We start from the raw sequence: 17044 nt of genomic DNA, 5'->3' as shown, positions 1-17044 counted from the left end.
TTGTTAGTGCGCCGCGTCTGGCGGCGGCGCTGCCTTGGGTTTCTGGATCAGCACGGTCATGAAGATCAGGCTCGAGAACAACAGCGTCAGCGCGAAGAACACATCCGCGAAGGCCAATATCCATGCCTGCTGCGAGACCATGCCAACCAGTTTCTTGACGGCGACGGACGCGCCGTCCAGCCCGTAGGAATCGTAGTTGGCGCCGACACTGTTCAGCCATTCCAGCGCCTGCGGGTTGGAATAGCTCACATGTTCGGCCAGCCGCACATAATGGTCGTCCGTGCGCTGCGACAACATGGTGTTGATGATGGCAAGACCGACCGCGCCGCCGAGGTTACGGGTGAGGTTGAACAGGCCGGACGCATTGCGGATGCGGGCCGGCGGCAGGGTGCCGAGCGCGATGTTGTTGATCGGCACCATGCACATCATCAGGCCGAAACCGCGCAGGATCTGCGGGATCAGCAGCTCGTAGAAATCCCAGTCGGTCGTCACATGCGTCATGATCCATGTGCCGCAGCCGAAGCTGATGAAGCCAATCGCCATCATCGCCCGCGGATCGAGCTTGGTGGAGACTTTGCCGGCAATCGGCGCGGTGAAGAACATGGCAAGACCGGAGACGAACATGGTCTCGCCGATCATCAGCGCATCGTAACCGCGCACACGACCGAGATAGAGCGGGTAAAGATAGGTCAGCCCGTATAGCCCGATGCCCATGACGAAGGAGAAAAGCGAGCCGATGGAGAAATTGCGGTCGGCGAAGGCGCGGATATCGACGACAGGGAATTCCACCTTGAAGGCGCGCCAGAAGAACACGACCGCGCCAATGACCATGGCGACCGTTCCCATGACGATATGCTCGTCGTTGAACCAGTCCTTGTTGTTGCCCTCTTCAAGCACATATTCCAGCGAGCCGAGGAAGACGGCCATGGAGATCAGCCCCCACCAGTCGAACTTCTTCCAGAGCGACTTTTCCGGCTTGTCGAAATCGATCAGGCTCCAGGTGAGGATAGTGACGATGATGCCGGGGATAATGTTGACAAGGAACAGCCAGTGCCAGGAAAAGGCATTGGAGAGATAACCGCCGACCGTCGGGCCGATGGTGGGCGCAAGCGTGGCGACGAGACCGATGATCGGTGACACGACCGAACGCTTCGAGGGCGGGAATATCGTGAAGGCGGCGGCAAAGACGGAGGGGATCATGCCGCCGCCGATAAAGCCCTGGATCGCGCGGTAGACGATCATCTGGTCGATATTGGTGGCTGTGGCGCAGAGCGCGCTCGATATGGTGAAACCGGCCGCGCAGGTGGCGAAGAGCACGCGCGTGGAGAGAATGCGCGCCAGCGTACCCGACAGCGGGATCATGATGACTTCGGCGATCAGATAGGAGGTCTGCACCCAGGCGATCTCATCGGAACCCGCGCCGAGACCCGCCTGGATTTCCGCGAGCGACGCGGAGACGATCTGAATGTCGAGGATGGACATGAACATGCCGAAGACCATCGCAAAGAATGCGATGAGCCTGCGCCTGTCCATCGGGGGATCGGCGGGGATGGACGCCCCGCCCGTACCGACAACCGTAGCCGCCATGATCTTGACCTCAACGGCGCATCAGCGATGCGCCTTACTTGGCTTCCGGGTTAACTTGCGCCGTTCTGGTGCCTTCCGGCGCCGTGCGGGTATCGACATCGACAACGACGCTGAGGCCGGCGCGCAGATTGTGCTTTGCAAGGTCTTCCCTGGAGAAAACGATACGAACCGGCACGCGCTGGATGACCTTGGTGAAGTTGCCGGTCGCATTTTCCGGCGGCAGCATGGAGAAGACCGAGCCCGAGCCGGGCGAAATCGACTGCACCGTGCCCTCGATCGTCGCGTCATCAAAGGCGTCGACATGCACCCGCACCTTCGAACCGGGCACGACGCGGGCAAGCTGCGTTTCCTTGAAATTGGCGTCGATATAAAGCTCGTTCATCGGCACCAGAGAAGCCAGACGCTTGCCGACAGACACCAGATCGCCGTTCTGAACCGCCAGATTGCCGATGACGCCGTCATAGGGCGCCTTCAGAACCGTGAAGGACAGATCGCGGGCGGCCTTGTCGCGGGAAAGCTGCAGCGAACGGATCGTGCTTTCGGCTTCCTCTCGCTGGGCGCGCAGGAGTTCTACATTGGCCTTGGCCGACGAGATGGCGGCATCGCCGGCCACGACATTCGCCTTGGCCTGATCGAGCGCGACCTGCGCATTGTCGGAAGCGGCAACCGTGCCGACATCCTTCGCCTGCAGTTCACTGGCGCGCTTCTGGGTGATTTCGGCACCGCGAAGGGCGGCATCCAGCGCACCCTTCTGGGCGACGGCCTGTTCCAGCGAAGCTTCGCCGCCGACGATCTGCGCATCGATGCGCTTCAGCGACAGTTGCTCGGTGCGGATCTGGGCTTCGGCCTGATCGAGCGCGATGCGATAATCGCCGTCGTCCAGCGTCACCAGCGGATCGCCCGCCTTGACTTCCTGGTTCTCGACCACGTTCACCTTGGCGACATAGCCCGAAACCTTCGGTGCGATGACGGCGATATCGCCTTCTATATAGGCGTCGTCCGTCGACACCATGAAGCGGCCGTCGACCCACCAGTTGTAACCGTACCAGCCGGCGCCGGCGAGAAGGGCAACCGCGATGACCGGCAGAAGCTTGGAACGCTTCTTCTGCTTCGGCGCCGCAATGGTCTGGGGCTGCTGCGGCGGCGCGGCCTCGGCCGGCTTTGCCGGAGAGGTCTCGGCCTTGGCGGAGATATCCGCCTCTTCCGCATCGTTGACGGCGCGAACCGCATTATTCTTCTGGGCCGACATGGGAGCTTACCGTGATAAATTGAAGAAAGTTTTTCGAACTGAACCGTTCGGTTCGATTGACATAATCTCTTTCCTGACACATATCAAGTGTTATCGAACCGATTGGTTCGACGTTCGGTTAATTTTTTTTACGCCATTGCGATGCTAAGAGACGGTAGCGATGGCAGGTGAAGACAGGGATATGGAGACGGAAACGGAAACGGGCTGTCCGGGCAATGCCGCCGGGCGTTTTGCGGCGGGTGAAGACCCGGCCAAGCGCGAGCAGATTCTGGCGGGCGCCTGGCGTGTGTTCAAGCGCAAGGGCTTCGACGCGGCCAGCATGAACGACATCACGCGCGAAGCCGGCGTTTCCAAAGGCACGATCTACGTCTATTTCTCCAACAAGGAAGATTTGTTCGTTGCGCTCGTCGACCATCACCGCAACGAATTCGCCACCTCCATGCGCCATATTCTCGAGGGCACCGAGGAGGTGCGCGAGGGGCTGGAGCAGTTCGGCAAGGCCTTTGCCAACAAGATGATCTGTTCGGACATGATCCCTGCCATGCGTTCGGTGCTCGGCGTCATCGATCGCATGCCAAAACTGGCGCAGCGCTTTTTCCTTTCGGCTCCGAACAATGTGCGCACCGTGCTCCTGGACTTCATCGAACATCAGGTCGAGATCGGCCATCTGAAAGTGGACGATCCTGAGCTGGCCGCCCGGCAATATATCGAGCTTTCCACCGGCACCTTCTTCAAGCTGCGGCTGTTCGGCGAACTGGAAGGCCCGGTTCCCGACGAGGAACTGGACCGGGTTATCAGCAGCGCCATCAACGTATTCATGGCGGCTTACGGAACAGACAAGGCCTGAGATCATTCAGCAACGGCGTGAACGCCAATACGCGGCCTGCGCGAAATTTCGATGAAATCTTGCGCCCCGGAGCCATCAACTCCTTGTTTCTCGCGTATTGCGCTATAAATTCCACCCACCGAATATATCGGCTGGCCTTGTTGCTGAAAGGAAAACATACCTGATGGAGTCCATTCTCCCTCTTCTATCTGACCCCGCCGCCTGGGTGGCGCTCGTCACGCTGATCGTCATGGAGGTCGTGCTCGGCATCGACAACCTGATCTTCATCTCCATCCTCACCAACAAGCTGCCGCCCGAACAGCGCGAAAAAGCCCGCAAGATCGGTATAGGCCTTGCGCTCGTCATGCGCCTCGGCCTGCTCGGCACCGTCGCATGGATCGTGCAGCTCACCACGCCGGTCTTCGAACTCTTCGGCCACGCCTTCTCGTGGAAGGACATGATCCTGATCGCCGGCGGTCTTTTCCTGATGTGGAAGGCCACCAAGGAAATCCACCACAATGTCGACCCGGAAGACCACAAGGAAGACATGGTGGGCGGCCCCGTGGGCATGAATTTCGGCGCCGCCATCGGCCAGATCCTGCTGCTCGACCTCGTCTTTTCGGTGGACAGCATCATCACCGCCGTCGGCATGACGCCGCATCTGCCGATCATGATCGTCGCGGTCATCGTGGCCGTCACCGTCATGCTGCTGGCCGCAACGCCGCTCGCCAACTTCATCGAGCGCAACCCCACCATCGTCATGCTGGCGCTCGCCTTCCTGATGATGATCGGCACGACGCTGATCGCCGAAGGCATGGGCTTCCATGTTCCGAAGGGCTACGTCTATGCCGCCATGGCGTTCTCGGCGCTGGTGGAACTGCTCAACATGCTGGCCCGCAATGCGAGGCGTCGGAAGAAGGCGAGTGCGGAAGAGGCGCATTGACCGCACGTCCTTCTGTAGGAGTGCCGGACTAAATCCGGCATCTTTTCAGCCCAAGTCCTTGGGCTGAAAAAAGCTCTTCTCGCCGCGTGAGGCCGCGTCGGTTGGATGCCCGCTCACGGCCGGCATGACGAAGAGATAGGAATGACATCCAGCCCGGAACCGCTTCACCCCGGCTTGCGTTCTTCGATATCCTCATCGATAGAGTCATTCCCGCCGACTCTCCTTCGAAAGCATAAGCCAGCATGACGACAGACCAGATTCTCGCCTTCACCGTCGTCGCCGGCATGATGGTCGCGTTCATCTGGGACAGGCTGCGTTACGATGTCGTCGCCTGCAGTGCGCTGCTTGTGGCCGTCGCGCTCGGCGTCGTGCCTTTCGAAAAAGCTTTTTCCGGTTTTTCGGACGATATCGTCATCATCGTCGGCAGTGCGCTGGTGGTCAGTTCGGCGGTGGCGCGGTCGGGTATCGTCGATATGACGATCAAGAAATATTTCCCTGAAATGCATTCCAAGAGCCTGCAGCTCGCCTTCCTGATGATCGTCGTCGCCGTGATGTCCGCCTTCATCAAGAATATCGGCGCGCTCGCCATCATGATGCCGGTCGCCTTCCAGTTCGCCCGCAAATCCGGCAGCCCGGTCTCCTATTATCTGATGCCCATGGCCTTCGCTGCCCTGCTCGGCGGGCTGATGACGCAGATCGGCACCTCGCCCAACATTGTCGTCTCGCGGCTGCGCGAGGAAATGACCGGGCAGAGTTTTTCGATGTTCGACTTCACGCCCGTCGGAGCCGGCCTCACCGTCATCGGCATCATCTTCCTGACCTTCGGTTACCGGCTGCTGCCGGTGCGCAACCGCCAGCAGGCATCGGTGGAGGATATTCTCGACCAGTCCGCCTATACCGCCGAAGCCACCCTGCCCGCCGACAGCACCTATGCGGAGAAGCCGCTGCGCGAATTGCTGAAACAGGCCGACGGCGATGTGATCGCCAGCACCATCCTGCGCGGGCCGCGGCGCATCTCCCCCTTCCCCGACGTGACGCTGAAGGCGGGCGACACGATTCTCCTCGAAGGCAGCCCGGAGGGGCTGGACCGCATCGTCTCGCAGGCGAAGCTTCTGCTTTCCGGCAAGCCGCTGATGGAAAACGGCCAGAAAACCGCCGATCTCATCTCCATGGAAGCGGTGATCAGCAATGAATCGGTGCTGAGCGGCATTTCCGCGCGTGAGCTTTCGCTCTCCTATACGCGTGGCGTCAATCTGATCGCCGTCAGCCGTCGCGGCCAGCGCGTCAGCCAGCGGCTCTCCGAGCTGACATTGCAGGCGGGCGACGTCATTCTTTTGCAGGGCAGCCGCAAGAACCTGCCGCAGGTATTGCAGGAATTTTCGCTCTTGCCGCTGGCGCAGCGGGAAATCCTGCTGGGCGTGCAGCGCCGCGCGCTTCTGCCCGTCATCGTGCTCGCCGCCGCCATGATCGCCGCCGGCAGCGGGCTGGTGCCGGTCTCCGTCGCCTTTTTTGCCGCCGCCTTCATGATGATCGTGGTCGGCGCTATCCCGCTCACCGAGGTCTATAAATCCATCGACGGGCCGATCCTCGTCATGCTCGCCGCCCTCATTCCCGTCAGCGACAGCCTGCGCACCAGCGGGGCGAGCGAACTGATCGCCGCATGGCTCGGTCATGCCGCGCAGGGCCTGCCCCCCTTTGCGGCGCTCGGCATGATCCTGCTCACCGCCATGGCGGTGACGCCGTTCCTCAACAATGCCGCCACCGTGCTGGTCATGGCCCCCATCGCCGCCGGTTTTGCCACGACGCTCGGTTTCCGGCCGGAGGCCTTTCTGATGGCGGTGGCAATCGGCGCCGGCTGCGATTTCCTCACCCCCATCGGCCACCAGTGCAATACGCTGGTTATGGGCCCCGGCGGTTATCGCTTCAGCGACTATCCGCGCCTTGGCCTGCCGCTGTCGATCATGATCGTCATCGCCAGCATTCCCATGCTGCTTTACGTCTGGCCAGTGAACTAGGGCTCTCAGCTGGGACGCTGAACCAGCGCGGGCTTCGTATTTCCTTGACGCCTGCGGCAGAATATGGCCTAAGCCGAAGCCGAACGGGAATGTGCAAAAGGCGCTTTCATTGCGTCTTCCAACATGATTTCCTGCCGCATCCAAACGAAAACATCGTGACAGAAGGGTGAAACCGCCCCGATGTCACTGCCACGTCACGACGAGTGAATTTCATGACCACTTCCGGCGTTCGCGTCCGCATCGCACCTTCCCCCACCGGCGAGCCGCATGTCGGCACCGCCTATATCGCGCTGTTCAACTATCTCTTCGCCAAGAAACATGGCGGCGAGTTCATCCTGCGCATCGAGGATACCGACGCCACCCGCTCGACCCTCGAATATGAGCAGAAGGTGCTGGAAGCGCTGCGCTGGACCGGGCTGACCTGGTCGGAAGGCCCGGATGTCGGCGGCCCTTACGGTCCCTACCGCCAGTCCGAGCGCAAGGCCATGTATTGGCCCTATGCCGAAGAGCTTCTGGAAAAAGGCCATGCCTTCCGCTGTTTCTGCACGCCCGAGCGGCTGGAGCAGATGCGCGAGGCCCAGCGCGCCGCCGGAAAGCCGCCGAAATATGATGGCCACTGCCTCAACCTGAAGGCCGAGGAAGTCACCGCCCGCGTTGCCGCCGGCGAGCCCAACGTCGTGCGCATGAAAATCCCGACCGAAGGCTCGTGCGATTTCCATGACGGCGTTTATGGCGATGTCTCGATACCGTGGGATTCCGTCGACATGCAGGTGCTGATCAAGGCCGACGGCATGCCGACCTATCACATGGCCAACGTCATCGACGACCATCTGATGAAGATCACCCATGTGGCGCGCGGCGAAGAATGGCTGGCTTCGGTGCCCAAGCACATCCTGCTTTACCGTTATTTCGGCTGGCAGGAGCCGGTGTTCATGCATCTTTCCCTGATGCGCAACGCCGACAAGTCCAAGCTTTCCAAGCGCAAGAACCCGACCTCGATCTCCTATTATTCCGCGCTCGGTTACCTGCCGGAAGCGCTGATGAACTTCCTCGGTCTGTTCTTCATCCAGATCGCCGAGGGCGAAGAGCTTCTGACCATGGACGAGCTGGCGGCGAAGTTCGACCCGGAAGCGCTGTCCAAGGCCGGCGCGATCTTCGACATCCAGAAGCTGGACTGGCTGAACGGCCGCTGGCTGCGCGAAAAGCTGTCGCCGGAGGAGTTCATTTCCCGCACCCTGGAATGGGCGATGGAAAATGCCCGCCTGACCGAAGGCCTGAAGCTTGCCCAGAGCCGCATTTCAAGACTCGGCGAATTGCCGAACCTCGCCGGCTTCCTGCTGGCGAGCGATGTCGGCCTGACGCCCACTTCCTTCGCCGGGCTTAAAAGCAAACCGGAAGAAATCCACGAAATCCTCACCACGGTTGCCGCAGACCTCGAAAAAATGCCGGACTGGAATGTGGAAGCGATCGAGGCGGAGCTGCGCGATGTAGCCGAACGCACTGGCAAGAAGCTGCGCGTCGTCACGCCGCCGCTTTTCGTCGCCATGTCCGGTTCCTCGCGCTCGCTGCCGCTGTTTGACTCGATGGCGCTGCTTGGCCGCTCCGTGGTGCGCCAGCGGTTGAAGATGGCGATTGCCGTTGTGGCCACGATGGTTGGCAGCGGAAGCTGATGATGACGTGCTGGCGGTGACGGCAGCACACTAAAATATACCCCTATGCTTGGGGTACCCCCCTCTGCCCTGCCGGGCATCTCCCCCTCAAGGGGGGAGATCGACAAGCGGCTGAAACCTTGCCCATGGAACGGGCGGGCGCGGCATCTGATCTCCCCCCTTGAGGGGGAGATGTCCGGCAGGACAAAGGGGGGTAAGCCCGGAGCGCACAGGGTAACCGCAACGAACAAGGCCGCTGAAGGCGAATACGATGAACGACAAGACGACCGAAACCACCGCCCTCTCCTCCGACGCCACCGAAGTGCGCCGCCAGAAACTTGCGCTGCTGCGCGAGCAGATCGGCGATGTCTATCCGGCGCATTTCCACCGCACGATGAGCAATGCGGAACTCGCGGAAAAATACGCCGACATCGAAGCCGACGTCGAAACCGGCGATACGGTGACGGTGGCCGGCCGCGTTTATTCCTCGCGCAATTCCGGCATGTTCATGGATATCCATGACGCCTCCGGCAAGGTGCAGATCTTCTCCCACAAGGATACGACGCCGGAAGCGGCGCGCAACCTTTTGCCGATGATCGATATCGGCGACATCATCGGCGTGACCGGCAAGGTGCGCCGCACCAAGCGCGGCGAGCTGACGATCAACGCCGAAGAAATCATCATGCTGACGAAGTCGCTGCTGCCGATGCCGGAGAAGTGGCACGGCGTCTCCGACATCGAGCTGCGTTACCGCAAGCGCCACCTCGACATTCTCTCCAACGAAGAATCCAAGCTGCGCTTCCTGCAGCGCTCGAAGATCCTCTCCGGCATTCGCCGTTTCATGGAGGCCGAAGGCTTCCTCGAGGTAGAAACGCCGATGCTGCAAACTATCTATGGCGGCGCGACGGCCGATCCGTTCAAGACCTTCCACAACACGCTGAAGATGGACATGTATCTGCGCATCGCGCCGGAACTGTTCCTGAAGCGCACGCTGGTTTCGGGCCTCACTGACAAGGTGTTCGAAATCAACCGCAACTTCCGCAACGAAGGCGTTTCCACAAGGCACAATCCTGAATTCACCATGATGGAGTGCTACTGGGCCTATGCCGACTACGAGGACATCATGGGTCTCGTGGAGCGGCTGTTCGAGACGCTGGCGATTGCCCTTCACGGCACGACCGAGGTTGAATTCCAGGGCCAGACGATTTCCTTCAAGGGCCCGTTCAAGCGCGTGCCGATGCCTGAGGCGGTGAAGGAAGCAACCGGTATCGACTTTCTGGCCATCATGACCGACGAAGAAGCCCGCGCCGCTGCCAAGGCCGCAGGCTTTGCGGTGGAGAAGGATTGGACCTGGGGCGAATGCCTTGCCTTTATCTTCGAGGAGAAGGTGGAAGCCACACTTATCCAGCCGAGCCACGTCACGCATTTCCCGAAGGACATCTCGCCCTTCGCCAAGGAAGTGCCGGGTGAACCGCGCCTCGTCGAGCGTTTCGAAAGCTATTGCAACGCCTGGGAAGTGGGCAACGCCTTCTCCGAACTCAACGATCCGGAAGAACAGCGCCGCCGCATGGTGGAACAGCTGGAACAGGCGCACGCCCGCGGCGAAAAGGACAAGCAGCTGGACGACGAATTCCTCGACGCCATCGACCAGGGCATGCCGCCCGCCGGCGGCCTCGGCATCGGCGTCGACCGCCTGATCATGCTGCTCACCAACGCCCCGTCGATCCGCGACGTCATCCTCTTCCCCGCCCGCCGCAACAAGGCGGACTGATCGGACGAAACCCGGGGCGGCCTCACGGCCGCCTTCCGCGCCCCAACTTTCTCGCTGGTGGCGAAGGGGCGTGTTTTCTTGACGTCGGAGAGTGTGGCGAGGTTTCGCCCTGCCGGGTTTCCCCTCCATACATAGACGCCCGCAAGTAATTATCCGGCTTTCAGCGAACGGATCGCGTCAGTTTATTTAACTTTCAGTAGAATATACTGGCGATATCGCCTCAACTTGTGATACCCATTCCCCATCATTCGCATTGTGTTTGACGGCTTTCGATCAAGGGCCGTCGGGGGAGATACGCATGCCCGAGAATGAGCTTCCCAAATACCGGCCCGATATGTTCGCCGCACCTGAAAAGGAATGCGACGTGGTGATGAAAGGCGGCATCACCTCCGGCGTCGTTTATCCCTACGCGGTTCTGGAACTGGCGCGCCGGTATCGCTTCCGCTCGATAGGCGGCACATCGGCCGGGGCGATTGCCGCCGCCTTTGCGGCGGCGGCGGAATATTCCCGCACGGTCAGAAACGATCCGGATGGTTTCACCCGCCTGCAGACTCATTGCGACACGATACCTACTATTCTGGACCGGCTTTTCCAGCCGCAGCGCCGTTTTCGCCCGCTGATGCGTTACCTGCTGTGGGCGCAGGCCGGCGGCTGGCCGGGCAAGGTTTTGGGCTTGCTCCTGGCTTTTCCGCTGGCAGCCATAGTTGGCATTGTCATCGGCGCCGGCGCCCTGTGGGTTCTGGGCGGCGGTTGGGCCGGGTCGGTTCTCGGCGGATTGGTGGGAATGCTGGCCGGCATCCTCGGCCAGATCCTGTGGCTGGTTTTCTACCGGTTGCCAAGAGACGGCTTCGGTTTCTGCTCGGGACTGACGGTTTCCGATGCCGAGGTTCCGGGCCTCACGGAATGGCTTCATGCATCGATCCAGGACATCGCTTTCGGCAGCGAGGCAGCAACCGCGCCACCGCTGACCTTCGGCGATCTCATCGGCGCGGAGCCGGAGAAGCCGGTCATAAACCTGAAGATGGTGACGACGAACCTGTCGATGCGGCGGCCGCACACGCTTCCGACCACCAGTCTCATGGTGGCTTACGACCCGACGGAATGGAGCCAGCTCTTTCCCGCGGCCGTGATGAACTGGCTGAAGCAGATCGCAACGCCGGGCGGCCCCTTTCCCGAACTCAAGGCTTTTCCAGAGCCCGCCCAGTTGCCGGTCATCATCGCAACGCGCATGAGCCTGAGCTTCCCGGTGCTGTTCAAGGCCATTCCGGCCTATACCAACGATCGTGGCACGCTGGATATCGTGCAGCGTCTCGGCGGCAAAGCGCGGCCCGTCATGAAGGCGAAAATCTGGTTCTCCGATGGCGGCATCAGCAGCAACTTCCCCATTCATCTTTTCGATGCCCTGCTTCCGTCGCGCCCCACTTTCGCGCTTAGCCTCGATGAATTGCCGAAATCTATCGCCAGCAGCGGTAAGCGCGTCACGATCCCGCAGGCGGCCGGCGAAGGGATCGGCGTGCCCGTTCACAAGATGGAAAAAATGAGCGGCTTTCTCGGCAGCATCCTCAGCTCGGCGAAGGACTGGCAGGATCAGTCGCTCGCCACCATGCCGGGCCAGAGAGAGCGCATCGCCCGCGTTTTCCTCAACGAAGAGGAAGGCGGGCTGAACCTCACCATGCCGCCGGAACGTTCTGCGAAGCTGATGAGCTACGGCCTCGAGGTCGGGTCGCTCTTCGCCAACGGCGCGCTGGATTTCGACGAGCATCGCTGGCGACGGACGCTCGTTGCCTATGATCGGCTGGAAGACACGGTGTTTGCGACTGAGCGGCTGTGGAACGAAGGCAAATATCGAGACTGGCTGACGGGTTATATCGACGAGATCGAGAGCTACGAAGCCGTGACAAAGGGCGATCGGGAAAAGCTGATCGCCCGCATTGCCGCCTTTGCCGCCCTGTCGCAGAGTTTCTCTCCGGAAATCGTCAACAAACGGAAGAAATTTCCAAATCCGGCTGGCCGCCTGCGGATCGGGCCGGATATCTGACACGTCAGATGCGAGCCCCGGAAGGGTTCGGGGAGAAACCGCCCTCGCCCGCTTAGTGGCTCGCGGCCTTTTTCTCCGCACCGGGTTCTTCCGCCGGCGCATTTTCGGCAGCCGGCTTTTCTTCCGCCGCCTGTGCGGTCGTCGAGCCTTTGCCGAAGATCAGCGATTTCAGATAGGACAGGCTGAAGATGCTGCCGCCATCGGCTTCCGGCGTCGAGGTCAGAAGTTCGTCGGCAGCCGGTTCGCCATGCGCTTCGGGAGACGGGGTTTCGCCATGGGCAGCCCCGCCTTCGTTGGCTTCCGCCGGCGCGCCGCCGTGGCCGCCCGCGCCGTCATCTTTGGTTTCGCCGTGTCCCGTCGCAGTTTTCGCGGGTTTTCCTTCATGGCCTTCAGAACCGGCATCCAGAGCCGGGGTCGCACAATCGGCCGAATCGCTGAGGCCTGCCGCCAGCGCCTCGGCATCTTCCAGCGGCAGATCGATGCGCAGGCCGTAAAACTGGCCGCTGGCATTGGCGGCGCCATCGTAATAAAAGGCCGAATAACGATGGGCATCCGCGCCTTCGGGAATTTTTGCCGGATCGGGAATGAAAACCACCTGTGCGGCAATGGCACGGCCACGCATTTCCGAGCGCAGCTGCGGACCGTTCTTGTCGAGCACGGAGACCTGAACCAGATCGGGTTTCTGCTTGTCGTAAACCGCCCTTGCGACACGAAGCGCAGTCTTCAGCCGCTCTGTGCCGTCACCGCCCTGGGTGCGAATGAATTTGCGGATCCATAGGGAACCGTTCTTGCGGATATTGACCGTCTGGACCGCGTCGCAGGAAAGCCCGTTGGTGGAGGCATAGGATGGGCCGAGCAGCCGCTCGCTGCCGATAAACACGGCAGCAGAGCCGGTCGCACCCGCCAAAAGCAGGATCCCGCCTCCAAACATAACGAGCTTGCGCGAAAACCGCATTCGTCCGAATACAGCTTTCACCCGCAACATCCTGACATCAAGTACCCCGTCTTACGCCCTCACCCCAAAACGTGGCTCGAAGGATGAGGAACACACGCGGGACAAGCTCCGGACCACGCTGTCCGAGCCTTGCGATAGTGCCGCTTTCTCATTGAAAAAAGTTTAATCCCGCCGGTGCAACACCGGCAAAAACGCACCATTTTCGGACATTTGCGAAATGCACTAATTTGCGAATGATTTGCAATAGCGTTGACAAGCGTGATTTTATAACAGATGGTATTGCGAATTAATCGCAACAAAATCTGGTGAGCCCCGTGAACTTCCATAAAATCCGCCACGCGATTTTCGCTTTTTCGCTTTTTCTGCCCGGCGCTGCCCTCGCGCAGGAAAAACCGACTGTCGTGACGACCTTCACCATCATCGCCGACATGGCGCGCAATGTGGCGGGCGATGCGGCCGAGGTGGAAAGTATTACCAAGCCGGGCGCTGAAATTCACAACTACCAGCCAACGCCGCGCGATATTCTCAAAGCCCGCAAGGCCGATCTGGTGCTTCGCAATGGCCTCAATCTGGAATTGTGGTTCGAAAAGTTCCTGGCCAATCTTTCCGGCGTGCCGAGCGTGACGGTGAGCGACGGCGTGGAGCCCATGGCGATCAGCGGCGGCGCCTATCAGGGCAAACCCAACCCGCACGCCTGGATGTCCCCCGATAACGCCTTGATCTACGTGGAAAATATCCGCAAGGGCCTGACCGAGATCGACCCCGCCCATGCCGATGTCTATGCCGCCAATGCCAAGGCCTATTCGGACAAGATCAGAGCCACCGTACAGCCGATCCGCGACACGCTTTCCGTTCTGCCGGAAAACAAGCGCTGGTTGGTAACGAGCGAAGGTGCGTTTTCTTATCTCGCCCGCGATTTCGGCCTGAAGGAACTGTTCCTGTGGCCGGTCAATGCCGACAGCCAGGGCACGCCGCAGCAGGTGCGCGGCGTGATCGACGCCATGCGCGAGCACAATATCCACGTCATCTTCAGCGAGAGCACCGTTTCCGCCGATCCCGCAGAGCAGGTGGCCAAGGAAACCGGCGCGGCCTATGGCGGCATCCTCTATGTGGACTCACTGAGCGAGGCGGACGGCCCGGTTCCGACCTATCTGGACCTTTTGCGCGTGACCAGCGAAACCATTGCCAAGGGGCTGTCTTCATGAGAATGGGCAGTAAAAAATCGGGCGGCGGCCTGACGGTTCAAAATGCGACAGTGACTTATCGAAACGGCCACACCGCATTAAGAAATGCCAGCTTTTCCATCCCCCGCGGAACGATCACTGCACTTGTCGGCGTCAATGGCGCCGGCAAGTCCACGATTTTCAAGGCCATCATGGGTTTCGTGCCGCTGGCCGCCGGTTCCGTCTCTATTTTCGACCTGCCGGTGAAGGAAGCGCTCAGGAAAAACCTCGTCGCTTATGTGCCGCAGGCCGAGGAGGTGGACTGGAGCTTTCCGGTGCTGGTGGAGGATGTGGTGATGATGGGCCGTTACGGCCACATGAATTTCCTGCGCATCCCCTCGAAACGCGACCATCACATGGTCGAAGAGGCGCTGAAACGCGTCAATATGCTGGACTATCGCAAGCGCCAGATCGGCGAACTCTCCGGCGGGCAGAAGAAGCGGGTGTTTCTGGCTCGCGCGCTGGCGCAGGAGGGTCAGGTGATCCTGCTGGACGAGCCTTTCACCGGTGTCGATGTGACGACGGAAGAGCAGATCGTCGCACTTTTGAAGGCGCTGCGCGACGAGGGCCGCGTCATGCTGGTCTCCACCCATAATCTCGGCAGCGTGCCGGAATTCTGTGACCGCGCCGTCTTCGTCAAGGGAACGGTGCTGGCATCGGGCAAGACGGCGGATACCTTCAACGAGGAGAACCTGCAAAAAGCCTTCGGCGGCAGCCTGCGCCACTTCGTGCTTGGCGGGGCAGACCTGCATGACGACGCCGACCCGCGCCGGGTGAAGGTTATCACCGATGACGAGCGGCCTTTCGTGATCTACGGCAAGAATGGCCAGAACGGGCGCGATCCTGAGGCTCCGAAAGAAAAAGTCGATGATAAACAGCCTTCTTGAGCCTTTCACCTATGGTTACATGCTGAACGCCATCTGGGTCAGCGCACTGGTGGGCGGCGTCTGCGGCTTTCTCTCTGCCTATCTGATGCTGAAGGGCTGGTCGCTGATCGGCGATGCGCTTTCCCATGCCATCGTTCCGGGCGTGGCGGGCGCCTATATGCTGGGCCTGCCCTTTTCGCTCGGCGCGTTCCTTTCCGGCGGGCTTGCGGCCGGTTCCATGCTGTTCCTGAACCAGAAGACGCGGTTGAAGGAAGACGCGATCATCGGGTTGATCTTCACCTCGTTTTTCGGGCTTGGCCTGTTCATGGTGTCGCTCTCGCCCACCTCGGTGAATATCCAGACCATCGTGCTCGGCAATATTCTGGCGATCACCGCCGAAGACACCATCCAGCTGGCGCTGATCGGCGGCATCAGCCTCATCGTGCTGGCGCTGAAATGGCGTGACTTCATGGTGGTGTTCTTCGATGAGAACCACGCCCGCACCGTGGGGCTGAAGCCGGAAGTGCTGAAGGTGATATTCTTCACCCTGCTCGCCGCCTCCACGGTTGCCGCCCTCCAGACCGTTGGGGCCTTCCTCGTCGTCGCCATGGTGGTGACGCCCGGCGCCACCGCCTATCTGCTGACCGACCGTTTCGAGCGGCTGATCCTGATGAGCCTCATCATCGGCGCGGCCACCAGCTTCGTCGGCGCTTATCTCAGCTATTTCCTCGATGGTGCCACCGGCGGCGTGATCGTCGTGCTGCAGACGGCGATATTCCTTGCTGCCTTCGTTTTCGCGCCCAAGCACGGCCTGCTTGCTTCCCGCGCCAAGGCCCGCAGGGCGCTGGAGGAAACGCCATGAGCGACTATCTCGAACTCGCCATCCTGCCGTTTCAATTGCCCTTCATGCAATATGCCTTCGTCATCACCCTGATGATCGCGGTGCCTATGGCGATGCTCTCCTGTTTTCTGGTGCTGAAGGGCTGGTCGCTGATGGGCGATGCGGTTTCCCACGCCGTGCTGCCCGGTGTGGTGCTGGCCTATATCGTCAACATCCCGCTTTCCATCGGCGCCTTCATCGCCGGCATGATCTGCGCGCTCGGCACCGGTTTCATCAAGGAAAACAGCCGTATCAAGGAAGACACGGTGCTGGGCATCGTCTTTTCCGGCATGTTCGGGCTGGGGCTGGTGCTTTATGTGAAAGTGCAGAGCGATGTGCATCTCGACCACATTCTCTTCGGCGACATGCTGGGCATTGCGCCGGCGGATATGCTGGAGACGGGCCTGATTGCGCTTTTCGCCACGCTGTTTCTCGGCATTCTGCGCAAGGATCTGCTGGTCAACGCCTTCGATGCGCAGCATGCGAAAGCCATCGGCCTGCCGGTGCGGGTGCTGCATTACGGTCTGCTGATGGTCCTGTCGCTCACCGTCGTCGGGGCGCTGAAGGCGGTGGGTATCATCCTTTCGATCGCCATGCTGGTCGCGCCGGGCGCAATCGCCTTCCTGCTGACCCGGCGTTTTTCCGCCATGCTGCTGGTGGCCATTGCGGTGGCGATAACCTCATCGCTGGCAGGCATATGGCTGAGCTTCCTCATCGATAGCGCGCCGGCCCCCACTATCGTCATGTTCATGAGCCTTGCTTTCGTTGCCACCTTCATCCGCACCACCTTGAAGGCGAGGCGGATCGATGCGGCAGGGGAAACAGGCTTCTAGAGCATTTCCAGGAAAAGTGGACCCCGGTTTTCCGTCCGGAAATGCGCCAAAACAAGAGTTAGAGTGTTTTCGCTATTCGAAGAAAAGCGAAAACACTCTAAAATAACGATTTTTCCGGGCGTATGGAACATTTTCGCCTTTTGCGCGTCATTTTACCGAGCCTGTCGCGGGGCGGCGGGCTCGGGAAATTATGCAAAAGGGGAAGCGCC

General features: G+C 60.6%; 13 protein-coding genes. 10 read left to right on the top strand and 3 right to left on the bottom strand.

Translation table 11 applies throughout. The annotated features are described in order from the left end of the window. Nucleotides 1-3 precede the first annotated feature (3 nt). Together F3H58_RS24790 and F3H58_RS24785 are read right to left on the bottom strand one after the other, a co-directional pair. Entirely contained in the window at nucleotides 4-1587 is a 1584-nt protein-coding gene (locus F3H58_RS24790; protein ID WP_003520997.1) for a DHA2 family efflux MFS transporter permease subunit, read from the bottom strand. Between the two features lie 34 nt (nucleotides 1588-1621). Beyond that, complete coding sequence (locus F3H58_RS24785; protein ID WP_142845219.1) at nucleotides 1622-2836, bottom strand: HlyD family secretion protein; 1215 nt, start codon at nucleotides 2834-2836, stop codon at nucleotides 1622-1624. Between the two features lie 160 nt (nucleotides 2837-2996). Between F3H58_RS24785 and F3H58_RS24780 the strand changes: the two genes are divergently transcribed. The 6 genes from F3H58_RS24780 (at nucleotide 2997) to F3H58_RS24750 (ending at nucleotide 12078) form a co-directional block, all read left to right on the top strand. Beyond that, complete coding sequence (locus F3H58_RS24780; RefSeq protein ID WP_065656355.1) at nucleotides 2997-3683, top strand: TetR/AcrR family transcriptional regulator; 687 nt, start codon at nucleotides 2997-2999, stop codon at nucleotides 3681-3683. A 163-nt stretch (nucleotides 3684-3846) separates the two neighbouring features. After that, on the top strand, nucleotides 3847-4605 hold the full coding sequence (locus F3H58_RS24775) for a TerC family protein (RefSeq protein WP_020812142.1): 759 nt from the start codon (nucleotides 3847-3849) through the stop codon (nucleotides 4603-4605). A gap of 242 nt (nucleotides 4606-4847) precedes the next feature. Beyond that, a complete protein-coding gene (locus tag F3H58_RS24770; RefSeq protein WP_149744128.1) occupies nucleotides 4848-6620 on the top strand; it encodes an SLC13 family permease in 1773 nt (590 codons plus the stop codon). A gap of 212 nt (nucleotides 6621-6832) precedes the next feature. Continuing rightward, a complete protein-coding gene (gene gltX, locus F3H58_RS24765) occupies nucleotides 6833-8290 on the top strand; it encodes a glutamate--tRNA ligase (protein WP_149744127.1) in 1458 nt (485 codons plus the stop codon). A gap of 250 nt (nucleotides 8291-8540) precedes the next feature. Continuing rightward, nucleotides 8541-10040, top strand: coding sequence for a lysine--tRNA ligase (lysS, locus tag F3H58_RS24755; protein ID WP_149744126.1), 1500 nt, complete (start codon nucleotides 8541-8543; stop codon nucleotides 10038-10040). A gap of 298 nt (nucleotides 10041-10338) precedes the next feature. Beyond that, nucleotides 10339-12078 carry a patatin-like phospholipase family protein gene (locus F3H58_RS24750; protein ID WP_149744125.1) on the top strand — a complete coding sequence of 580 codons (1740 nt, stop codon included), beginning with the start codon at nucleotides 10339-10341 and terminating at the stop codon, nucleotides 12076-12078. A 52-nt stretch (nucleotides 12079-12130) separates the two neighbouring features. Here the strand turns inward: F3H58_RS24750 and F3H58_RS24745 are convergent, their stop codons facing one another. Next, entirely contained in the window at nucleotides 12131-13033 is a 903-nt protein-coding gene (locus F3H58_RS24745; protein ID WP_188129066.1) for a hypothetical protein, read from the bottom strand. A 314-nt stretch (nucleotides 13034-13347) separates the two neighbouring features. Here F3H58_RS24745 and F3H58_RS24740 point away from each other — a divergent pair, with 314 nt between their 5' ends. From F3H58_RS24740 to F3H58_RS24725, 4 genes are read left to right on the top strand one after another with little or no spacing between them, the layout of a single operon-like run. Further along, nucleotides 13348-14238: a metal ABC transporter substrate-binding protein gene (locus F3H58_RS24740; protein ID WP_188129061.1), complete on the top strand. Its 891-nt coding sequence runs from the start codon at nucleotides 13348-13350 to the stop codon at nucleotides 14236-14238. Beyond that, nucleotides 14235-15143, top strand: a complete 909-nt coding sequence (locus F3H58_RS24735; protein ID WP_188129060.1) for a manganese/iron ABC transporter ATP-binding protein — start codon at nucleotides 14235-14237, stop codon at nucleotides 15141-15143. The genes F3H58_RS24740 and F3H58_RS24735 overlap by 4 nt, the downstream gene beginning before the upstream one ends. Next, on the top strand, nucleotides 15124-15984 hold the full coding sequence (locus F3H58_RS24730) for a metal ABC transporter permease (RefSeq protein WP_065656348.1): 861 nt from the start codon (nucleotides 15124-15126) through the stop codon (nucleotides 15982-15984). Before F3H58_RS24735 ends, F3H58_RS24730 begins: the two co-directional genes overlap by 20 nt. Next, nucleotides 15981-16835: a metal ABC transporter permease gene (locus F3H58_RS24725; protein ID WP_149744122.1), complete on the top strand. Its 855-nt coding sequence runs from the start codon at nucleotides 15981-15983 to the stop codon at nucleotides 16833-16835. The genes F3H58_RS24730 and F3H58_RS24725 overlap by 4 nt, the downstream gene beginning before the upstream one ends. The last annotated feature ends 209 nt before the right edge of the window (nucleotides 16836-17044 follow it).

Source organism: Rhizobium sp. NFACC06-2 (assembly GCF_900101425.1).
GTDB lineage: Bacteria > Pseudomonadota > Alphaproteobacteria > Rhizobiales > Rhizobiaceae > Agrobacterium > Agrobacterium leguminum.
Note: the sequence above shows the minus strand (reverse complement) of the source record. Positions and strands in the feature narration are given on the sequence as shown.